This is a genomic window from Embleya sp. NPDC127516 (assembly GCF_044765325.1).
Lineage (GTDB): Bacteria > Actinomycetota > Actinomycetes > Streptomycetales > Streptomycetaceae > Embleya.
Map to the genome: position 1 here is coordinate 1 of NZ_JBIWJT010000021.1, position 20,790 is coordinate 20,790.

The following is a 20,790-nucleotide window of genomic DNA, read 5'->3' on the forward strand; positions in this document are numbered from 1 at the left end:
GCCAACGCACCCAACGCGACACCACCATCGGCATCACGCTTGAAATAGATGTTGAAGAACGCCAGGAACCGATGCCAGGCCACACCCATACTCGGCTTGAGTCCGATGGTGATCGCCCACGTCATCGAGATGACGATCTTGACCGTGGCGACGATGAAGATCAGGTTCTCCAGCGTGCCGTCGGAGAGGTCCGCGAACGCGACCACCAACGGGTAGCTCACCCAGTAGCCCGGCTCGTACGCGTCGACTCCCGCCAGCGCGCCCTCCAGGCCACGCAGCATCATGATGCAGACGCCCACCGAGCCGACCACGAACTCGACGAAGTACGCCTGGCCGAACCTGGACCCGGCGAACCGGCTCTTGCGACCGGGCCGGCGCGGATGGGAGGACTGCCGGATCGCGATCAGCACCAGGATGCCGACGATGGTCATCAGGCCCATGAACTCGGTGAAGACCTCGAACACGTCCCAGTGCCCGAGACCCCACAGCGCGAATTTTGGCGAGAAGAGTTGGCCGTACGCGTTCACCAGGGTCAGGATCAGCGCGCCGAACCCGACCATGACGAACCAGTGCGCGGCACCGACGATGCCCCAACGGAGCATCCGGGTATGCCCGATGGTCTCGGTGAGCATCGTGCGCAGACGCGTGCCGGCCGCGTTGGTCCGGCCGCGCACGGGCTGCCCGAGTTTGACGAACGAGTAGATGTAGGCGGCGGTGCGCCCGAGTAGGGCGAACCCGATCACGCTGATCAGCAGCGAGATCACGATCCCTGCGAGTTGCATGCTGTTCGGCTCCTCCGGTGGGACGTCCCTTCCGGGGCGTGTATCGGCCGACTGGGCAAGGCCGCTCGGGCGCCCTACCCATTGGTAACTTGACCACTGCGTCGATGATATCGGCCCGCCCGACACCGCCGACCTCGCGGGTTTCGCCCGCTTCGCCCCGACCGCGCCGCACGTTCCGATCCGACCGGCCGGCTCGCCAGTTGTGTGACGCACCGTCAGATCAGTCAGCATGCATGCTGCCATGTCGGAGCGTCGAAATCCGCAACAGGTCCCGGCATCGCGCCGTCGTCATCCGGGCACGGGATCGAAACCCTCGGCGCTCAACCGAACTGCGAGCGTCACATGCGATGCGCGTCCTCGGTCGGGTCGTGCCGATCGGTTCGAATTCGGGTTCGCGCCGAACCTGCTCCCGGGCGGCTTCGACCGGCTCCACCAGCGGGTATGGACGTGCACCGGGCACCGACCTCGGCACCGTCCCCGCATGGCCGCTCGCAAACGCTTGACCTGGCGGTCACTCCGAGAAATCGTGAAAGTGCGGAGCGATTCGGGTACTTCGCTCCGGCTCGTCCGATCTTCACGAGAAAGGGTCCCGAATGGCCGTCTCTCCCCCCGCTGATTGGACCACCAGCAGTTATTCGCAGCATCAGAATTGTGTGCAGTGGCGCAGCCCGGATGACGGGGACATCCGTGTCGCCGACTCCAAGGCCGGCCCCGACGGGCGGCAGATCCCGGTGGCACGAACCGCCTGGACGGCGTTCGTGGACGGACTCAAGCGCGCTTGACCCGAGGCCGTCGCCCGGGCGGGGGCACCCGCGCACGGGTGCCTTCGCCCGGGGTTCGCGAACGCTGCCAGTTCGGGTTCGCGCGTACGGCGCGCCGCTACCAGGCTTGCGCGGCGCGCCGCTACGAGGCTTCGTGCGCGGCGCGCCACTCGGGGGCGAGGACCGACCAGATCTCGGTGTCCTGGCGCACGCCTCGGTAGGGGTAGTTCTGCCGCTGGACTCCTTCGCGGCTCATGCCCAGGCGCTTGGCCACGTTGATGCTCGGGGTGTTCTCGGCGGGCACCAACCACTCCACCCGGTGCATGCCGCGTTCCCGGATCGCCCAGTCGATGATCACCCGGGCCGCGCGAGTGGCCAGCCCGCGGCCGGCGACGGTCGGTTCCAGCCAGCAACCGGCCTCGCAGTTGCCCGCGGCCACGTCGAAGGTCGGGAACAGCACGCCGCCCACGAGGAGTCCGTCGACCCAGATGCCATACACCCGACCGGCGTCGGCGGCGGTCTTGTCCGCGTAGCCCTGGAGCCACTTCCGGGCGGAATCGAGGTCTGCCGCGACGTCGGGCAGGCCGACGTATCGACCGATGAAATCCCGGCCGCGGTCGATGTGGGCGAGGAACTCCTCGGCCCGCCAGGGCTCCAGCGGCCGCAACTCGGCTCCGTCGCCCAGGGATAGCGCGAACATTCCCGTCCTTCCGCAATGACCGTGCAGGATCGCCGATCGATCATGCGGATTCTAGGACGATCTTGGGTCGGCTCGGACGGTTTCCACACCACGGCGTCACCGCAGACCGGCGCGAGCGCGGTGTTCCACGACCACACCGCGGCCGGAAAGTTGAAGGCGGAGATGACGCCGACCACGCCCAGCGGGTGCCACGACTCGGACAGCCGATGCCCGGGCCGTTCCGAGGGCATGGTGCGCCCGTAGAGCTGCCGGGAGAGGCCGACCGCGAACTCGCAGACGTCGATCATCTCCTGTACCTCGCCGCGCACCTCGGTCCGGATCTTGCCCCCTCCAGGGTGATCGGCTCGGCCACGTCCTCCCGGTGTTCGGCGAGCAACTCGCCCAGGCGTTTCACCAGTGCCCCGCGCACCGGGCGCCGGTGTCGTACGCCAGGTCTCGTAGGCCCGCCGCGCGGCCGTGACGGCCTCGCTCACCTGCTCCGGCGTCGAGGAGACGAGCCTGCGCAGCACGCCACCGGTGATCGGGGTACGCACGACCACGTCCCCGGCGTCGGGTCCGGGCGCGGCCCCACAGCGACGCAGGCACGCGTCGGCCCGTGCCCGCTGCGCCTCGGTGTCGGGGAGGCGGGCAGCGGAATCGGGCATGTCGTCTCCTGCTCGGGGCCGCGGCCGGTCGCGGCGTCGCGGGTGTGCGGGAATCACGCCGGTGCGGAGGGTGGCACCGCCAACTCGGTGCGGGCCTCGGCGAGGGAGGTGTCCCGCTGCGCGGCGTAGAGGTCGATCGGGTCCTGTACGGGTCGGCCGATGGTCTCCGCCAGCCAGGGCCGGTCGTAGTGCGTGCCGGAGCGGGTGGCGTCCCGAGTGCCCGCGTCGGTCAGGTTGGATTGGAAGATTCCGGCGGCGGAGCGAGGCAGGAAGTCCTCGTACACGATCGGCTCGGCCTCGATCCAGCCCTCGTCCAGGAGTGCGGCGAGGTCCTGCGGCGGCTGCCGCTCCGTCGGGCGACGCTCCGGTGCCGTCGCCCGGTAGGTGAAGAACGCCTGCTCGTTCAGGGCCAGTTCGCGCTCGGTGCGGGGGAAGCGCGCGGTCCAGACCGCACGCGCGAGCTCGGCCCGGTCCACCGCCGTGACCCCGGCGGCCCGCCGGTCGGTCTCGGTCATCAGGTCGTCGTACAGCGCCCGGCCGGTCGTGGTGAGCGCGATGCCGCGGGCCTCGACCTCGCCGAAGCGGACCCGCAGTGTCCCGAACTCCGTGCCGCCGTCGGCGCTGCGGAACCGCCGCTTCTCCTCCAGGGCCCGGAAGGAGGTCTGCCGCAGCAGCACGTCGGGGCCGTCCCAGCGGGGTGGGCCCTGGATCTCGTCGATCATGGTGATCCCGCGCCGGCCCATCTCCGCGTAGAGCCGGTCGATGTCCAGCACCCGCGGCGTGAGGTGGTTGATGTGCGTACCGGTCACCCCGCCGATGTCCGCGGCCACCGCGGACACCCGGGCCAGTTCCCGGTACCAGGCTCCGTCGATCGGGTCGGAGGACAACCGGAAGGCGTCCACGGCCAGGGCGAGGAAACGTTCGGCCGGCTCCGGATCGAGCCCGCCGTCGCGCTCGGCCCGATCCGCGAGTTCCAGGAGCTCGGCGGGAAAGAGTTCACGCCGGGCGAGGAAGGCTTCCAGACGTGTCTGGAGATCCTCGTCGAAGAAGCGACGATCGGCGCTGGTGAGCAGGGAGGTGAAGACCCGGAAGGGATTGCGCGCCAACTCCGCCGGTTCGGTCGGCCGAAACGCGGTGGACACCACCGGTACCGAACTGCTGCTCGCCTCGCGCAGGTCGTAGAAGCCGACGGGACGCATCCCCATCGCGCCGAAGATCGCCGCGACCTGCCGCAGTTCGCCGGGTGTGCCGACCCGGATCGCCCCGTGCCGCTCCGCCGCGACCCGCTCCACGCCGCCGAGTCGACCGGCGTCGCCGTCGACCCGCGAGACGTCCTCGTTGATCTCCGCGACGGCGGCCGACAGCGTGGTGTAGGCCGGGACTTCGGTCCCGTACATGTCCGACAGACGGCGGGCGAAGGCGGCCCGCAAGCGCCAGGCGGGTACGGTCCCCATGAGTGCTCCTCGATCGGTCGGCGGCCGGAGCCGGGTCGGCGTCGAGGTCGAGACCTCGCGCCGTGGATCATTCGACCTCCCAGTCGTACCCACGCGCCGGGCGTGCGCACTCCCACCATCTCGCCGCCACGCCCGCCCCGGCGCACGCCGCGCCCGCGGGCCCGACCGTGGTGCGCCGTCCGGGCGAAGCGATCGCGACGCGGCGGCTTCGCGGCGGATGCACGGCGCCGACACTGCACGGATTTGACAAGACACGGAGTGTGCGCTCCTACGCAACGATGATTTGTCGCTTCAGCGATGACCAGACAATCACCGAAGACCTTCGAGCAAGCAAAAACTCGCGCATCATCGATCAATTTCGCTCTTCAACGACCCGATGCTCCTGATCGGGCATCCGTCCACACTTCGGCAGGGTCGCTCGCAAGGGTGATGGTTCTCCTCGTTGGGATGAATACCCGGGGGTCGGCGTGTGCCGGGCACGAAAGCCTCGTTATCCGCTCCGAAGCCGATCCGCGACCCACACGCTTCGACAAGCACCCCCGGGGCCGGCCTGCGCACGCACCGACTTCGGCGGTCGTACGAACCAGGAGCCGATCACGCCACGCACGTCGAAATCCGCATCCGGCCCCGCCCCGCACGACGAACCACGGTCCGCCGCCATCCGGGCGGGCCGCATCCGTCCACGCCCCGTCGTCCTCGCGGCCATCGCCCTCGGCGTCGCCGGCGTCGGCATCGCCGTCGCCTGGACCCGAGCCGCCGGCCAACCGGGATCGGCCACCCTCGCGCTCGTTCTCGCCGCCGTCTCCCTCGTCGTACTCGCGCGCTCCGACCTGGGATCGACGCCGCCGCGGCTGACCGTCCAGGGTTTCCTGGCCATCGCCGTGGGGACCGTGCAGACCCTGTCCTTCCCGCCCGCGGCCGCGCCCTCCCGCGCCCTGTTGTGGCCGCTGCTCGCCTTCCTCGCGATCGCCCTCGCCATCACCGTCGGCGTAGCGGTCCGGCAACTGACCGTCCTCGCCCGCTTCGAGGGCGCGTGCGCGCGCCGGGTGCGCACGGCCCTGGACACGTGGTTGATCGGCGCCTCGGTGGTCGCCCTGGGCCAAGCCCTCGCCCGGCACTGCGCCGCCGGCGAACACCGACACGAACCCACCACGGTGACGTGGGTGATGGTGGGGTGGTTGTGCGTCGACATGCTGCTGTTCTGCCTGGCGCCGGTACTGTGCGCCCGGCCCGTGCGGGGGCGCCGAGCCGCCGCGACCCTGGTCGCGCTCGTACCCGCCGTGGTGATCGGCGTCGAGGGCCTCGACGCGCTCGGGCACGCGACGGCCACCTGCACGGATCGGCTCTCGGCGGCGACCCGGATCGCCGGGATGCTGATGATCACGTTCGGGGCCTGCCTGTGCGCCGGCACCCGAACCGCGATCACCGTACGCTGCCGGGCGGCCACCGGTGCGCTGACCGTATGCGTCCCGGTGCTCGCCTGCGTGGCCATCGTCTGTGCCCACACGCTCGCCGGCCACCGACCCGACCGGTTCACCCTGGGCGTCGCCGGCTCCATCGTGGCCGCGTTGTGGATGCGCCAATGCCTGACCCACGCCCGCAACCTGCGACTCGCCGAGCAACTCGCCGCCCGCAGGCCGCACATCCCGCGCCAGACGACCCGGCGAACGCGCTGACGGGCACCGCCGCCGAGTCGCCCCGAACACTCCGGCGCAACCGCCCGGGGCCGCCCGGCACGCGCCGGGCCGACATCCGCCGCCGCGCCTCGGGCCGGTGCGCACCCGCGAACGTCGACTCGCGAGAATGGGCGACCATGGCACCGAAGATCGAACTGCTCCTGCCCACCGCTGCCGACGCTCGGCTGCGCACCGAGGTCCATCACGTCTTCCACGACGTCGCGCGCCTCGGCGGCGCGATCGGCTACCTGACACCGCCGGCCAAGCCCGCCACCGACGCCTGGCTCGAGGACGCCCTCGCCGCCGTCCGGGCCGGCGACGCCGCGTTCATCGTCGCCCTGGTGGATGGCGCCGTGCGGGCGACCGGCCTGTGGCGGCGCAGAGCAGAGCCGGTCTTCGCGCACACCGCCGAGGTGGAGAAGGTGATGGCACACCCGGCCGGCCGCGGCCTGGGCCTGGGGCGCCTGCTGATGACGGCCCTGATAGACAACGCGCGCCGGGCCGGGATCGAGACCCTCGCGCTGGGCGTCCGGGGCAACAACCACGGCGCGATCGAGTTGTACGAGGAGCTCGGCTTCACCGTCTGGGGTCGCCTGCCCAACGTCATCGAGATCGACAACGAGCGCTTCGACGACATCCGGATGGCCCTCTCCCTCGGCCACGGCCCCGACGTCGTGCTGCGCGGCTCCACGCCCGGCGGACCGGGCTCATCACCCCGGCGCCCGCTCACCCGCTGAGCGACCCGAGACCACTGTTCGGCCCCGCCCGACTCGGGACGCCGCCGACTCCGGCTCGTCGTCGGCGCCGCGGAAAGCGGCGATCGTGCCCGGTACCGCCAGCGCGGGCGCGATCTCCAGGATGACGTCGGAGAAAGCCCGGATGCGTGTGTCCGCGTCGTCGCGGGAACGCCAGACCAGGCCGTGCTCGATCGGCGGCATGTCGGGAGCCGGGACGAAGCGGATCTCGGGGTGTTGGTACAACATCGGCAGTTGTGCGTCACCGGGCACCATCGCCCGCCCGGCGGCGACCTGCGCCAGCGCTTGCGGATACGTGGCGCACGGTTCGCCGCGCCGCCCGATCACCCGCCCGGCGGGGGTCCGGCGGGGCGTATGGAAGTCGGCCCAGGATCCGGGGACCGAGTCGGCCATCGTGACGAACGCCTCCCCCGCCAGATCCTCGAACGAGAGCATGTCGCGTCCCGCGAGGCGATGCTTCGCCGGCAGTGCCATGTACCTGACGCTGCGCGTGATCACCGGGCCGATCGTCAGGTCGGGCTCGTCGACCGGCAGCGTGATCAGCAACAGGTCGGCGTCGCCGTCGCGCAGTTGTCCCACATGGTGGTGCAGGAGGGTCTCCACGACGTGCACCGCGCAGTCCGGGTTGCGCCGCTCGAAGACCTCTCGCGCGGCGGTCACGAAGCGCCCGGCCTGAATGCCCATGAACCCGACGGTGAGCGTGCCGGTGATGCCCCGCCCGGCGAGTTCGGCGCGGTCCATCGCGCGCTGGATGCCCTCGTACAGCGGCACCAGGTCGTCACGCAGCCCGCGTCCGACGGTGGTCAGCTCGACCCGCCGACTGGTGCGTTCGAACAGGGTGACGCCGAGGCGCCGCTCGATCTTCTTGATCGTGGTGCTCACCTGGGCAGTGGACACATACAGGCGCGTGGCGGTGCGCCCGAAGTGCAACTCCTCGGAAAGCGTCAGAAATATCTCCATCTCCGCGCGTTCCATCGTCCCCACCCATTCCCCGGATCCATCACCTGACGTAGACAATCCTCCCGCATCGTTCACACAGCCTGAACAATGGGGCACCGGTCGGGAGGCAGGGGCGGCCGACGGTCACGGTGCTCGCGCGTTCGGGGTGCCCACCCGGCTCGCCGACGCGCCTCGACTCGGGTACGGGTGGTGGCGATCGGTACGGCGCCGACCCGGTGGGCGATCGGTCGGCTTCCGAGCGCCGTGCGGTAGCGCCGGTTCGTCTCCACGAGTTCCAGGCGCACGATCATGTCGGCGATACAGGCCGAGAGTTCGTGCACGGCGCGCTCCGGCCGAGCGCGGCACGCCGCGCCGCAGCGCTCCGGGCCGGTTTGCCGGCGCGCTCGGGAGGAGCGCGTGGGCGGGCGCCCGATCGGCTCCGGGGCACGACCCGTCGCCGACCGGGCATCCTCGACTACGCGAGCAGGTCCTCGTGGTTGTGCACCACCAACCAGGCCTGGTCGAACCGTCGCGCCACCGCCGTGTTGCGGATGTGTTCGGGGGGCGGCGTCGAGCCGTCGGCGGCGGAAGCGAAGTCGACCCGCAGGGTGTAGCGGGCCAGCGCGGTGTCGCCCCAGACGTCGATCACCTCGTCGCTCGCGTGGATCCCGGTGACCACGGGCGCGTCCGGGCCGACCGGTCGCGCGGCACGGATCCGGTCCAGGTCGGCCCGGCCGAAGAGGAGTTCCGGCGCGGCCGAGTCCCAGATGGTGGCGTCGGGGTGGATGCGGGCGTCGATCCGCTCGCGGTCGCCGGCCGTGAAGCCGGCGTAGATGTCGAGCAGGGCGCTCCACACGGCGGCGCGGTCCTCGGCCGACCCTGCGGGTCGGTGCGTGTCGCGCGGGGCGGCGTCGGTCATGGCACGAGTGTCCTTTGCGTCGGGGGTGGGTCGGGTCGCGGACGCGGCGACGGGTGGGGGCCGGCGAGGTGTACCCCCCGGACCGCGTCCCGCGACGGTCAGGCCGCCAGGTCCTCGCGGACGATCCGGCCGCTTTGCATGACGAACGACAACCGGCCGAGCGCCGAGATGTCGTGCAGCGGGTCGCCGTCGACGGCGATCAGGTCGGCGGTGAAGCCGGGCGCGACCTGTCCCAGGCGGTCCTCGGCCTTCACCAGTCGCGCCGCGGTGGTGGACACCGACTGGAGCACGCGCAGGTTGTCCAGGCCGCCCCGGGCCATCAGGAACATCTCGTACACCGCCGCCGGCACGCCCTCGACCAGGTCGGCGGGCGGGATGTCGGTGCCGTTGACCAGTTGTACGCCGGCCGCGACCGCGCGGCGGAAGCTCTCCCGATGCGGTTCGATCGCGTTCTGCGCGTTGGCGATCGAGGCCTCCTCGAAGCGGTTCTCCCGCATCCAGCCCTCCGAGTTGGTTACGCACAACGTCGGGGTCACGAACGCGCGCCGGTCGGCGAGCAGCCGCGCCGTGTCGTCGTCGAGCGCGTACGCGTGCTCGAAGGAGCGCACGCCCTGGGCCAGGGCCGCGCGGATCGCGGCCGACTCGCCGGAGTGGGCGACCACGTACGCGTCGTGCTCGTGGGCGGCCCTGACCGTGGCGGCGATCTCCTCGTCGGTCATCTCGGCGTGTTCGAAGTCCTCCCCCTCGCGCGCCAGACCGGAGTTGATGAAGATCTTCAGGTGGTCGGCGCCGGCCGCCAGTTCGCCGAGCGCGGCGCGGTAGAAGCCGTCCGGGCCGCTCGCGTAGGAGCAGTCCGCGCCCTCGCCGTGCCCGTGCGGTGTGGACAACGCACGGCCGGCGCCGAAGATCCGCGGCGCTTGGATCCAGCCGCGCCGCTGCGCGTCGCGCAACACCAGGTCGATCTGGTTCTGCTCGTGCACGCAGCGCAGCGTGGTGATACCGGCCCGCAGCGCGTCGTGCGCGCGCTGGGCGGCGCGGAACGCGGTCAGACCGGGCGACTCGTCCTCGCGCGTGTCGGAGAACGGGAAGACCACCGACAGATGCGAATGGCAGGAGATCAGCCCCGGCAGCAGGTACCGGCCGCCCAGGTCGTGCGCGTTCGCGTTCGGCGGCAGTGCGGCGCGTACCTCGTCGATGGTCGCGTCCTCGACCCGCACGCTGCGGTCGCGAAGCACCTCGCCCGTGACCACGTCGACGATGTGACAGTTGGTCAGCCACATGAGTGCGCTCACCCGACTTTCTTGAGGTTCGGCGCCAGGACGGAGCACGCGGCGCGCCGGCGCGGAAGGAACTCGACCAGCACGGGTTCGTCGTCCGCGCAGGCGTCGACCGCGATCGGGCACCGGGGGTGGAATCGGCAGCCGGCCGGCGGGAAGGCCGGGTCGGGCACGTCGCCGGGCAGGTCCACGGGCAACTCGCCGCTGCCGTCGGCGCGCGGCACGGCCGCGATCAGCGCCTTGCTGTACGGGTGGCGCGGCTCGGTCCAGACCTGGTCGGTGGGGCCGCTCTCCACGACGGTGCCCAGGTACATCACCGCGACCGTGTCGGCGATCTGCCGCACGATGGAAAGGTCGTGCGAGATGAACAGCAGGCCCACATTGCGCTCGCGGGCCAGTTCGAGCAGCAGGTTGGCCACCGACGCCTGCGCGGAGGCGTCCAGCGCGGCGATCGGCTCGTCGGCGACGATGCAGGTGGGTTCGGCGGCGAGCACCCGGGCGATGGCGATGCGCTGGCGCTGGCCGCCGGAGAACTCGTGCGGGAAGCGATCGGCGAACTCGGCCGGCAGGCCGACCCGTTCGAGCAGTTCGCGGGCCACGCCGCGGCCCTTGTCGCGGGTGCCGCCGGCCAGGACCACCGCGTCGGAGATCTGTTCGCCGACCCGGCGGCGCGGGTTCAGCGACGCGTACGGGTCCTGGAAGACCATCTGGAGGCCGCGTTGCCTCGTCGGGCGCGAGCGCAGTCCGAGTGGGGCGACCGGGCGTCCGTCGAACTCGACGGCGCCCGAGGACGGCTTGAGCAGGCCGACCGCGGCCTTGCCCAGGGTCGACTTGCCACAGCCGGATTCGCCCACCAGGCCGACCACCTGCCCCGGTTGCACCCTCAGGCTCACTCCGGCCACGGCGCGCACGGCGGGCCGACCCGGCGAACGGTAGGACACGCTCACTTCGCGCAGCGTCAGCCCGATGTCCTTGGAGGTGACGGCGATGGTGGAGGTGAGGGAGGACAAGGTCATCGGCTATCCACCTTCGAAGCGGCGACGGCGAGCGGGTCGATCGGGCAGGCCCCGGCGTGGGTGGGGGTCAGCGCCAGCAGTCGCGGGCGCTCCTGTCGGCAACCGTCCACCGCGTGCGGGCAGCGCGGGTGGAACGCGCATCCGCCGGGCGCCTGACCCAGCTTGGGCGGCGCCCCGACGATCGGCACGAGCGCCGCGGTGCCGCCGTCGGGGTGCGGCAGCGCGTCCAACAGGCCCCGGGTGTACGGGTGTCGCGGCTCGCGCAACACGTCCGCGCGCGGCCCGCTCTCCACGATCCGGCCCGCGTACATCACGCTCACGCGGTCGGCGAGCGCGGACATCACACCGAGGTCGTGCGTGATGATCAGCACCGACAGGCCGTTCTCCCGGCGCAGCCGGTCCAGCAGGCGCAGAATGCCGGCCTGGACGGTGACGTCGAGCGCGGTGGTGGGCTCGTCGGCGAGCAGCAGCGCCGGGTCGCAGGCCAGCGCGATGGCGATGGCGATGCGCTGGCGCATGCCGCCGGAAAACTGGTGCGGATAGCGGCGCAGCGCCCGCTCGGGGTCGGGGATGCGCACCGTGGTGAGCAGTTCCACCGCACGGGCGTTGGCCGCGCGTTTGTCCAACTTCTTGTGGTGGCGCAGGTGTTCGGTGAGTTGTTTGCCGATGCTCAGCATCGGGTGCAGCGAGGTCATCGGGTCCTGGAAGACCATCGCCACCCGGTTGCCGCGCAGGTCGCGAACCTGACGCGGCGTCATGGTCAAGACGTCCTGGCCCTCGACGAGCATCCGCCCGCTCGCGCTGCCGCCCTGGGGCAGCAGTCCGAGCAGGGCGAGCGCGGTCATCGTCTTGCCGGAGCCGCTCTCGCCGGCCAGGCCGACGATCTCGCCGCGGCCCACGGTCAGGTCGACGCCGTCGATGGCGCGCAGTCGTTCGCCGTCGGGTCCGGGCAGTTCCACGACGAGGTCGCGGATCGCCAGGAGCGGTTCGTCGTCGGCGACCGGCGGGGTCGGGGTGTCGTTCATGTCCGTCACTTTCGGATCGCCCGTGCCGTACGCGGGTCCAGCGCGTCCCGCAGGGTGTCGCCCAGGAAGTTGAAGGCGAGCACCGAGAGCAGGATGGCCGCGCCGGGGAAGACCGCGACCCACCACGCGTCGAAGTTCGCCGAGCCGGCGTTGACCATCGCGCCCCACTCGGCGGCGGGCGGTTGTGCGCCCAGGCCCAGGAAGGACAGTCCGGACAGCAGCAGTACGGCGTTGCCCAGGTCGAGCGCGGCGAGCACGGCGACCGGGCCGGCCAGGTTGGGGCGCAGGTCCACGGCCAGCACCCGCCACCCGGAGGCGCCCAGGAGTCGGTCCGCCTGGACGAAATCGGATTGGCGCAGGGTCAGCACGAGTCCGCGGACCACGCGGGCGTAGGTGGGCCAGCTCACGATCACCACCGCGAGCACGGCGTTGGTGAGGTTGGGGCCCAAGGCCGCGACCACGGCCATGGCCAGGATGATCGCCGGGAAGGCGAGCACCAGGTCGGCGCAGCGCATCACGACCATGTCGATCCAGCCGCCGAAGTAGCCGGCGACCGCGCCGAGCACGGTGCCGATGACCATCGCGAGCACGACCAGCAGCAGTGCCAGCGGGAGCGAGATGCGGGTGCCGTGGATGACCCGGGAGAGGATGTCGCGGCCGAGTTGGTCGGTGCCGAACCAGTGTTCACCGGACGGCGACTGGTACTTGGGCCATTTCTGGGCGAGCGGGTCCTCGGGCGAGATCACCGACGCGAAGATCGCCGCGATCAGGAAGACGCCGATGATGACCAGGCCGGTGATGGCCAACGGGCTGCGCCACGGCGACTTGCCGGGGCGGCGCTTGCGTCGCGGGGCGGGGTCGTCCGTGCCGGTGCGGTCGGCTCCGAGCCGATCGCCGAGGAAGAGGCGCGTGGCGTTCACGAGAGGCGAATCCTCGGGTCGATGACCCCGTAGAGCAGGTCCACGAGGAGGTTGATCACGACGTACACGACCGCGACGAACAGGCAGACGCCCATGATGGACGGCAGGTCCAGGTTGAGCGCGCTCTTGTACGCGTACTGGCCCAGGCCCGGCCAGGACAGCACGTTCTCGACCAGGACGGTGCCGGCGAGCATGCCACCGAAGGTGAGCCCGGCAACGGTCAGGATCGAGGTGAGTGCGGGTCGCAGCACGTGCCGGCGGATCACGGTGGACTCGGGCAGGCCCTTGGCCCGGGCGGCGCGGACGTAGTCGTTGCCGAGGGCTTCCAGGACCGCGGCGCGGGTGAAGCGGGTGAGCACGCCGATGTTGAACGCGGCCAGCACGCACGCGGGCAGGATCAGCCGGGAGAAGGCCTCGCCGAAGGTGCCCGTGTCGCCGGTGAGCAGCGAGTCGAGCGTGTACAGGCCGGTGATGTCCTGGGGTGGGATGGCGCCGGGGGACAGTCGCCCGCCGGCCTGGATCCAGCCGAGTTTGAAGGAGAACAGGTAGAACGCGACCTGGGCGAGCCAGAACACCGGCATGGACACACCCGCGAGGCTGACGACGCGGATGATCCGGTCCGGCCAGCGGTTGCGGGTGACCGCCGCGACGATGCCCAGTCCGACGCCGATCACCAGCGCCAACACGATGGCCACCAGGGCGAGTTCGAGGCTGGCGGGGACCCGGTCGGCCAGGTCGTCCCAGACCGGTCGGTGGGTCTGCTGGGAGGTGCCCATGTCGCCGTGCAGCAGGTTGTTCAGGTAGGTGCCGTACTGGGAGGGCAGGGACTCGTCGAGCCCGTTCTTCGCCTTGAACGCGGCGACCGCGGCCGGGTCGTTCTGGGCGCGGTCGCCGAGGTTGGCGGCGACCGGGTCACCGGGCACGGAGTGGGTGAGCACGAAGGCCAGGATCGTGATGCCCACGCACAGCAGCAGACCGACGGACAGCCGCACCAGCACGAAGCGGGCGAAGGGATGGGAGCCGCGCGCGGCCCGGGGGCCGGCGGCCGCACCCTTGCGGGGTGCGGCCGTCCGGGGGGTGCCGCGCTCGACCGTGGGGTCAGCCGAGCTTGTCGACATCGATGTACCAGATCGGGTTGTAGTGCAGGTTCTTCACCGAGTTGTTCGCGGCGATCACCTGTGCGGGCTGGAGGAGCGGGATGAACGGGCCGGTCTTGTTCATCGCTTCCTGGAGCTGCTTGTAGAGCTGGACGCGTTCGGCGTCGGAGGTGGCGACCTTGGCCCGCTGGGCGAGGGCACTTACCTCGGCGTTGCCGTCCGCCTTCCAACCGGCGCGCTTGGCGACCAGTTCACCCGGGGTGAAGGCGAGGTAGTCGCTGGCGTCCGGGTAGTCGGCCTGCCACCACCAAAGGCCCATCGCCTCGGTGCCGTTGCGGTAGGAGTCCAGTGCGGTCTGGGTGGGGGCCGGCTTGAGGTTGACGGTGATGCCGACCTCCTTGAGGTTGGCCTGGACCCGCGCGCCGAGGTCGCCGAAGTTTATCCCGTTGATGGTCACGTCGGAGGCGTAGTACAGGTCGACGCTGGGGTTGTTCAGGCCGGCCCGGGCCAACGCGGCCTTGGCGCGCGGGACATCGCGCACGATCGCCTTGGCCGGGTCGAGCGCGCCGGTGAAGAAGCCGGGCACGATCCCGGCGGCCTGCGCGGAACCGGCGCCGGCCACGTCCAGCAGGCTCTTGTAGTCCACGCCGTAGCGCACCGCCTCCTGGAAGTCCTTGTTGGAGGTGGTCGGCGAGATGGCCGGGTTGTCGTTGGTGAACAGGAACGCGGTGGTGGGCGTGGGCTGTTGCAGCACCTGCGCCTGGCCCTTGACCTTGACCGCCTGGTCCGGCGACATGTCCAGGGAGACCTGGCTCTCACCGCTGAGCACGTTCAACTGCTGGGTGTTCGCGGGCACGTTGCGCACCACGACCTTGGCGTACTTGGGCTTGGCGCCCCAGTACTTGTCGTTGCGGGTGAGGATGACCTCACTGCTCACGTCGTACTTGGTGATCTTGTACGGACCGCTGCCCTGCGAGTCGGTGTTGAGGAACTGCTCGGCCTTGTCGCCCTGGTCGGCGCCGGCCGCGTCGGTGCCGCCGTGCGCGGCGACGGTCGTGGAGTTGACCACGCCGAGCGCGGGGGTGGCGATGCGGAACGGCAGCGCGGGGTCGGCGGCCTCGGTGGTCAGCACCACCGTGTGCTCGTCCTTGGCGGTCGCGGTGACGCCGTCGAGCAGGAAGGCCGGGTTGCCCTTGAGGTTCTTGACCCGGTTGAACGAGAACACCACGTCCTTGGCGGTCACCGGCGAGCCGTCGGAGAACTTGGCCTCCGGGCGCAGCGGGAAGGTGAACGTCTTGGCGTCCGGGGCGACCTCGTAGGACGCGGCGAGCAGCGGCACCGGCTTGGTCACGTCGCCGCCCGCGAAGGTCAGCAGCGTGTCGTACACGGGACGGGTGACCAGGATCCCGGTGGGCTCGAACGTGCGGCCGGGGTCGGCGGTCTTGAGACTGAACGAGGTGTCGACGACGAGCGTGCCGCCGCCCTCCGCGTCGCCGGACTGCTTCTTGGCTCCGCCGCACGCGGCGAGCATCAAAGCGGCGGCGACGGTGACCGCCAGTGGGGCGGCGGCCCGGCGTACGGCCTTGGCCCGGCGACTGTCCCCGATGGGGTGATTGCCCTGCATGGCGCACCTTCCTCGAGCCACCCGATCGGCCGATGACGGAACCGAGTGTTTGATCTGGCTGAACGGTGGGCTCGAAAGTAGGCGTGGCCGAGCGTGATGGTCAATGACTTTCTCGGCCGTCTCGAAATTTGGGACCAAAGATCCATTCAACGTGATCGCACGTCCACGTGGAGCGACGATTTTTCGCCTTGATAACGGTTTGATGACTGCTCAGAGCCCTCTCGGGACCTCGCGGGCGTCATCCGGCGCACCCGTCGGCGGCGTTCACCGCAGTGCCCGGCCGGCGGGATCCACCCGGTCCCACCCCGGTGGCCATCACCTGGACGACACCGTGATCTTGACGGGGAGTCAGCTTCGTGCCTATGTTCGCCCCGAAGCGTTCAACCACATTGAACACGTCATGAAGCACAAGCCAGGATCCGCGAGTCGAGGGTGCTCGGCACCGGAGCGAACGGGGATCGGACCATGCTGGGTGACCGACTGCGCGAGCTGCGCCAGGCGCACGACCTGACCTTGCGTCAGTTGGCCGTCCAAGCCGGTATCTCGGCGGGCATGCTCAGTCAACTGGAGAACGGCGCCGCGGAACCGAGCCTGAGCACCCTGCGCAAGCTCGCCCGCGTCTTCGACACCTCCATCGCGACCCTGTTCGACGATCCGGACGTACCGCGCGTGGCCGTGACCACGCGCGAGCAACGTATGCGGCTCGGCGCGGCCCGCCAGCACATCACCTATTCCAGGCTCACCCCCGGATCGGGCGATCTCGAAGTGCTGGAGGCCGACATCGAGCCAGGCCAGGCATCCTCCGACGAGCCGTACAGCCATCCCTCCACGGAATGCGCCACCGTGCTCGCCGGACGGCTCGACGTCGAGGTGGACGGCCGCGTCCACCACCTCGAGGAGGGTGACGCGATCACCTTCGACTCGCGTCTGCCGCACCGGTTCGTCAACTCCTCCGACGCACCCGCGCGGCTGCTCGTCGCGGTGACGCCGCCGATGCCGTAACCGGCACCGCGTCGCCCGGATCCCGCGTTTGTGCCCCGAAAGGACCCAGGGCATGGATCGCACCACCGTCGACTGGCACGGCTACATACCGGCCGTGACAACCCCCTTCACCTCCCAGGGCGACCTCGATCTCGCGGCCTGGGACGAGCAGTTGGAGTGGTTCGCCGCCGAAAGCGTCGACGGCGTGATCATCGCCGGCACCACCGGCGAGTGGTACACCCTCACCGCGACCGAACGCGCCGCCCTGTTCACCCGCGCGGCCCGCCGGGTACGCGGCCGCTACACGCTGCTCGGCGGTTGCAACGCCTACACCGCGTCCGCCGCGATCGGCCACGCCCGCGCCGCGCGGGCGGCCGGCCTCGACGGCATCCTGCTCACCCCGCCGCCGTACGTGGTGCCCAACCCGCGCGAGACCGCGGCCTTCTACCAGGACGTCTCCGCCGCCGTCGACATCCCGATCTGCGTGTACAACTGGCCCCGCGGCACCGGCCTGGACCTGGACACCGACACCCTGTGCGCGCTGGCCGAGGTGCCCAACGTGGTCGCGATCAAGAACTCCACGGGCGACTTCGGCGCCTTCGTCAAGGGCCTGATCGCGCTGCACGACCGGGTGCGCTACTTCGGCATCACCACCGACCAGGTCGGGCTGGCCCTGATGCGCGGCATCGGCGGCGACGGCCTGATGGGCGCCGGCGCCGTACTCGGCCGCGACCACGCGGCCTTCTTCACCCACCTCGCGGCCGGCGACGAGGCCGCCGCGCTGGCCGTCGGCGCCCGCGACCGGGTGCTGATGCGAGCCTGGTTCACCGCCGACTACGGACCCCGCTTCGGCAGCGCGCCCGCCATCCTCAAGCACGCGCTGACCCTGCGCGGGGTGCCCGCCGGTCACCCCCGCCGCCCGCTGCTGCCGCTGAGCGTCGCCGAGGCCGAACAGGTACGGACCACCGTCGCCGAACTCGGACTCCTGGCCTGATGGACCGCACCGAAGTCCTGGTCGTCGGCGGCGGGTTGCTCGGCTGCGCGCTGGCCTACCACCTCGCCCGCGCGGGTGCCGACGTGCGGGTGATCGAGAAGGATCAGCTCAACCGGCACGCCTCCGGCCAGAACGCGGGCAGCCTGCACTTCCAACTCGAGTACCGGATGATCCAACACGGCCCCGCGGTCGCCGCGCGCGCCGCCGAGGCCCTGCCGCTGCATCTGGACGCCATGCGCTCGTGGGCCGCTCTGGAGGACGAACTCGGCGAACCGTGCGGCGTGCGCCGCGGCGGCGGCCTGATGCTCGCCGAATCCCCCGAGGACATGGCCCTGCTCGCGCACAAGGCCCACCTGGAGCACGCCCACGGACTCGACGTCGAACTGCTCGACGCGCGCGCCACCCACGAACGTGCCCCCTACCTCTCCGACCGGGTGATCGGCGCCGCCTGGTGCCCCGGCGAGGGCAAGGCCGACCCACGCCTGGTCACCCACGCCTATGCCCGCGCCGCCCGCCGGCACGGCGCCCGGATCGACACCGGCGTACGGCTGACCGCTCTGCGCCACGACGGGCGGCGGTGGCTCGCCGAGAGCACCGGCGGTCGCCGACTGGCCGCGAACGCGGTCGTGGTCGCGGCCGGCGTGTGGACCGGCGAGGTCGCCGCGATGGCCGACATCCGCCTGCCCGTGGTACCCGTCGCGCTCACCATGACGGTCACCGCCGCCGCGCCGCCGCTGATCCCGCACCTGGTCCAGCACGCCGGCCGCCGACTCTCGCTCAAGCAGACCCGCGAGGGCAACATACTCATCGGCGGCGGCCGGGCCGCCAAGTTCGTCCAGCACGCCGGTGCCCTCGACCTCGACGCACGCCCGGAACTGCGCCTGGACTCGGTGTTCGCCGGCGCCGACGCCGCCCGGGTGGTGCCGGCCGTACAGCGCCTGCCGGTGCTGCGCGTGTGGTCGGGCGCCACCTCGCTGGCCCCCGACCAGCTCCCGCTGCTCGGCCCCGTCCCCCGTCGTCCCGACTTCTACGTCGCCACCGGCGGATCCGGATTCACCCTCGGCCCCACCTACAGCCGACTGCTCGCCGAGCAGGTGCTCACCGGCAGCACCGGTCTGCCCCTCGACGACTACTCCCCCGCACGGTTCGGAGCACTGAACTTTGTCTGACCACCCGGCGCAGGTGTCCATCACGCTCGACGGCCGGCCGCACACCGTGCCGTCCGGCCGCTCGCTGGCCGCCGCCCTGATCGCCACCGACCGACCCGTCACCCGCTACGACCGGGCCGGCCGCCCCCGCGCCCCCTACTGCGGGATGGGCGTGTGCTTCGACTGCGCCGTCACCGTCGACGGCACCCCGCTGGTCCGGGCCTGCCAGGAACCCGTCCGTTCGGGCATGCGCGTGGACACCGGCCGCGGGGTGCGCGCGGGCACGCCGGACGAGAGCGACACGGACACGCGGAACGAAAACAGCACCGGCACGCCGGACGAGAGCGACACGGACACGCGCGACGAAAGCAGCACCGGCACGCCGGACGAGAGCGACACGGACACGCGCGACGAAAGCGGCCATGCAGCCGTCATGGGTGCGCGGGACGACGGCGACACGAAGACGCGGGACGAAACCGGCCGCGACGCCCGCGCGGACACGCGTGGCGACGCCCGCCCCGAGGACGTGTGATGAGCACCGTCGAACCGCAGGTGTTGATCGTCGGTGCCGGTCCCGCCGGGCTCGCCGCCGCGGTCACCGCCGCCCACCATGGCGCACAGGTGCTGGTCGTCGACGAACAGGCCCGCCCCGGCGGGCAGATCTGGCGCCGACCCGACCCCGGAGCGGGCGGCCCCGACCCGCTCGCCGGTCCCGCCTACACCGCCGGCCGCACGCTGCTCGCCCGGGCCGCCGCCCATCCGCGGATCACCTTCGCGCACGACACCACCGCGTGGGGCGTCTTCGGCACGCGCACCACGCCCGACGGCTTCGCCGCGCCCCCCGGTACGCCCGTGCCCGAGGGTCCCCGGGTCGCCGTGCACGGCCCCGCCGGAGTGGAAATCCTGCTCCCCCGGGCGCTGTTGCTCACCGCCGGCGCCTACGACCTGCCCGTGCCCATGCCCGGCTGGACCCTCCCCGGCTTCTTCACCGTCGGCGGCATCCAGGCCCTGCTCAAGGGCCACCGCACGCTCGCCGGGCGCCGCATCGTGCTGGCCGGCGCGCACCCGCTGCTGCTGATCGCCGGCGCGCAATTGGTCCGGGCCGGCGCCGACGTCGCCGAAGTCGCCTTCGCTCAGGGTCTGCCCGGCCCCGCCGAGCTGACCCGCGCACTCGCCGCACTGCCCGGCAACCGGGCCAGGGTCACCGAAGGTACGACCGCCGTGCGCACCCTGCGGCAGGCCGGCGTACCGATCCGCACCCACACCCTGATCCTGCGCGCCGAGGGCGCGGACCACGTCACCGGCGCCGTATTGGCCCGGGTCGACCGGAACTGGCGGCCCATACCCGGCACGGAACGCACCGTCGCCTGCGACACGGTCGGCACCGGCTACGGCTTCGTCCCCTCCACCGAGCTGGCCCGCCAGGCCGGGTGTGCCGCGACCTGGAACGGCCCGGCCGGCGGCTGGGTCCTGGTCCACGACCACGCCATGCGCACCACGCTCCCGCACATCTGGGCCGCCGGCGAACTCACCGGCGTCGCCGGCGCCGAACACGCGGTCGCCACCGGCAAACGCGCCGCGCTGGACATCTGCCTCAGCCTCGGCATCCTCACCAATGCCGACCACGATCGGGAACTCAGCGCCGTGGACCGTGAATTGGCCACGACCATGCGAATGGCCAAGCTGCTGGAATCCACCTGCGCCCCCGACCGCGCCGCGCTGAACGCACTCGCCGACGACGACACGCCGCTGTGCCGCTGCGAGGAGGTGAGCTACGGGCAGATCCGCTGCACCATGCGGGACAACCCCGGCCTGGGCACCGCCGACGCGGTCAAACTTCTCACCCGCGCCGGCATGGGCCCCTGCCAGGGCCGCATGTGTGGCCCCGCCCTTGTCGAACTCCTGCACCAGGAAACCCACATCCCCCGGGAAACCCTCGGCCCCTTCACCGCACGCCCCCCGATCAAGCCCCTCCCGCTCGCCGCCCTCGCCGAGGCCCACGCCACCACCACCCGCACGGCCGCACCGCCGATCGACACCGACACCGACATGTCCTAGGCACCCCGGCGTCAGCCCTG

18 protein-coding genes and 2 pseudogenes are annotated in these 20,790 nt (G+C 71.5%); 8 read left to right on the forward strand and 12 right to left on the reverse strand.

All coding sequences use genetic code 11. The features are described 5' to 3' along the window. Positions 1-782, reverse strand: a pseudogene (locus tag ACIRL2_RS33725) (Fe-S oxidoreductase); the annotation flags it as partial. A 593-nt stretch (positions 783-1,375) separates the two neighbouring features. On the opposite strand from ACIRL2_RS33725, the gene ACIRL2_RS33730 reads away from it, so the two are divergent. Next, entirely contained in the window at positions 1,376-1,564 is a 189-nt protein-coding gene (locus ACIRL2_RS33730) for a DUF397 domain-containing protein (RefSeq protein WP_395870020.1), read from the forward strand. Positions 1,565-1,685: 121 nt separating this feature from the next. Here the strand turns inward: ACIRL2_RS33730 and ACIRL2_RS33735 are convergent, their stop codons facing one another. The 3 genes and pseudogenes from ACIRL2_RS33735 to ACIRL2_RS33745 all read right to left on the reverse strand — a co-directional run bounded on the left by ACIRL2_RS33735 (position 1,686) and on the right by ACIRL2_RS33745 (position 4,341). Next, positions 1,686-2,243 (reverse strand): GNAT family N-acetyltransferase, encoded by a 558-nt coding sequence (locus tag ACIRL2_RS33735; RefSeq protein WP_395870022.1) that lies wholly within the window; start codon positions 2,241-2,243, stop codon positions 1,686-1,688. 77 nt (positions 2,244-2,320) lie between these two features. Then, positions 2,321-2,887, reverse strand: a pseudogene (locus ACIRL2_RS33740) (aldehyde dehydrogenase family protein); the annotation flags it as partial. A 53-nt stretch (positions 2,888-2,940) separates the two neighbouring features. Continuing rightward, positions 2,941-4,341 carry a 2-oxoadipate dioxygenase/decarboxylase family protein gene (locus ACIRL2_RS33745; protein WP_402237236.1) on the reverse strand — a complete coding sequence of 467 codons (1,401 nt, stop codon included), beginning with the start codon at positions 4,339-4,341 and terminating at the stop codon, positions 2,941-2,943. Positions 4,342-4,808: 467 nt separating this feature from the next. Here ACIRL2_RS33745 and ACIRL2_RS33750 point away from each other — a divergent pair, with 467 nt between their 5' ends. Then, a complete protein-coding gene (locus ACIRL2_RS33750) occupies positions 4,809-6,017 on the forward strand; it encodes a hypothetical protein (RefSeq protein ID WP_402237238.1) in 1,209 nt (402 codons plus the stop codon). A 137-nt stretch (positions 6,018-6,154) separates the two neighbouring features. After that, positions 6,155-6,754 (forward strand): GNAT family N-acetyltransferase, encoded by a 600-nt coding sequence (locus ACIRL2_RS33755; RefSeq protein WP_395870026.1) that lies wholly within the window; start codon positions 6,155-6,157, stop codon positions 6,752-6,754. On the opposite strand, the gene ACIRL2_RS33760 is transcribed toward ACIRL2_RS33755, so the two are convergent. The 8 genes from ACIRL2_RS33760 to ACIRL2_RS33795 all read right to left on the reverse strand — a co-directional run bounded on the left by ACIRL2_RS33760 (position 6,728) and on the right by ACIRL2_RS33795 (position 15,589). After that, positions 6,728-7,732: a LysR family transcriptional regulator gene (locus ACIRL2_RS33760; RefSeq protein ID WP_402237241.1), complete on the reverse strand. Its 1,005-nt coding sequence runs from the start codon at positions 7,730-7,732 to the stop codon at positions 6,728-6,730. The genes ACIRL2_RS33755 and ACIRL2_RS33760 overlap by 27 nt on opposite strands. 454 nt (positions 7,733-8,186) lie before the next feature. After that, positions 8,187-8,630 carry a DUF4440 domain-containing protein gene (locus ACIRL2_RS33765; protein ID WP_402237244.1) on the reverse strand — a complete coding sequence of 148 codons (444 nt, stop codon included), beginning with the start codon at positions 8,628-8,630 and terminating at the stop codon, positions 8,187-8,189. Between the two features lie 98 nt (positions 8,631-8,728). Continuing rightward, positions 8,729-9,922 (reverse strand): amidohydrolase family protein, encoded by a 1,194-nt coding sequence (locus ACIRL2_RS33770; protein WP_402237247.1) that lies wholly within the window; start codon positions 9,920-9,922, stop codon positions 8,729-8,731. After that, a complete protein-coding gene (locus tag ACIRL2_RS33775; protein WP_402237250.1) occupies positions 9,919-10,923 on the reverse strand; it encodes an ABC transporter ATP-binding protein in 1,005 nt (334 codons plus the stop codon). Before ACIRL2_RS33775 ends, ACIRL2_RS33770 begins: the two co-directional genes overlap by 4 nt. Next, on the reverse strand, positions 10,920-11,948 hold the full coding sequence (locus tag ACIRL2_RS33780; protein ID WP_402237252.1) for an ABC transporter ATP-binding protein: 1,029 nt from the start codon (positions 11,946-11,948) through the stop codon (positions 10,920-10,922). Before ACIRL2_RS33780 ends, ACIRL2_RS33775 begins: the two co-directional genes overlap by 4 nt. A gap of 5 nt (positions 11,949-11,953) precedes the next feature. Then, complete coding sequence (locus tag ACIRL2_RS33785; RefSeq protein ID WP_331770472.1) at positions 11,954-12,868, reverse strand: ABC transporter permease; 915 nt, start codon at positions 12,866-12,868, stop codon at positions 11,954-11,956. Continuing rightward, positions 12,865-13,986: an ABC transporter permease gene (locus tag ACIRL2_RS33790; protein ID WP_395870035.1), complete on the reverse strand. Its 1,122-nt coding sequence runs from the start codon at positions 13,984-13,986 to the stop codon at positions 12,865-12,867. Before ACIRL2_RS33790 ends, ACIRL2_RS33785 begins: the two co-directional genes overlap by 4 nt. Then, positions 13,967-15,589 carry an ABC transporter substrate-binding protein gene (locus ACIRL2_RS33795; protein WP_395870036.1) on the reverse strand — a complete coding sequence of 541 codons (1,623 nt, stop codon included), beginning with the start codon at positions 15,587-15,589 and terminating at the stop codon, positions 13,967-13,969. The genes ACIRL2_RS33790 and ACIRL2_RS33795 overlap by 20 nt, the downstream gene beginning before the upstream one ends. 465 nt (positions 15,590-16,054) lie before the next feature. Between ACIRL2_RS33795 and ACIRL2_RS33800 the strand changes: the two genes are divergently transcribed. Genes ACIRL2_RS33800 through ACIRL2_RS33820 form a run of 5 tightly spaced genes read left to right on the forward strand, consistent with a single transcriptional unit; the run spans position 16,055 to position 20,770 of the window. Beyond that, a complete protein-coding gene (locus ACIRL2_RS33800; RefSeq protein ID WP_331770475.1) occupies positions 16,055-16,591 on the forward strand; it encodes an XRE family transcriptional regulator in 537 nt (178 codons plus the stop codon). Between the two features lie 52 nt (positions 16,592-16,643). Then, the gene (locus ACIRL2_RS33805; RefSeq protein WP_395870038.1) at positions 16,644-17,564 is read left to right on the forward strand and encodes a dihydrodipicolinate synthase family protein; all 921 of its coding nucleotides are present in this window, start codon (positions 16,644-16,646) and stop codon (positions 17,562-17,564) included. Continuing rightward, on the forward strand, positions 17,564-18,733 hold the full coding sequence (locus ACIRL2_RS33810) for an NAD(P)/FAD-dependent oxidoreductase (protein ID WP_402237257.1): 1,170 nt from the start codon (positions 17,564-17,566) through the stop codon (positions 18,731-18,733). Before ACIRL2_RS33805 ends, ACIRL2_RS33810 begins: the two co-directional genes overlap by 1 nt. Further along, positions 18,726-19,244: a (2Fe-2S)-binding protein gene (locus ACIRL2_RS33815; protein WP_402237260.1), complete on the forward strand. Its 519-nt coding sequence runs from the start codon at positions 18,726-18,728 to the stop codon at positions 19,242-19,244. Before ACIRL2_RS33810 ends, ACIRL2_RS33815 begins: the two co-directional genes overlap by 8 nt. Beyond that, on the forward strand, positions 19,244-20,770 hold the full coding sequence (locus ACIRL2_RS33820; protein ID WP_402237263.1) for an NAD(P)/FAD-dependent oxidoreductase: 1,527 nt from the start codon (positions 19,244-19,246) through the stop codon (positions 20,768-20,770). Before ACIRL2_RS33815 ends, ACIRL2_RS33820 begins: the two co-directional genes overlap by 1 nt. Positions 20,771-20,790: the final 20 nt, after the last annotated feature.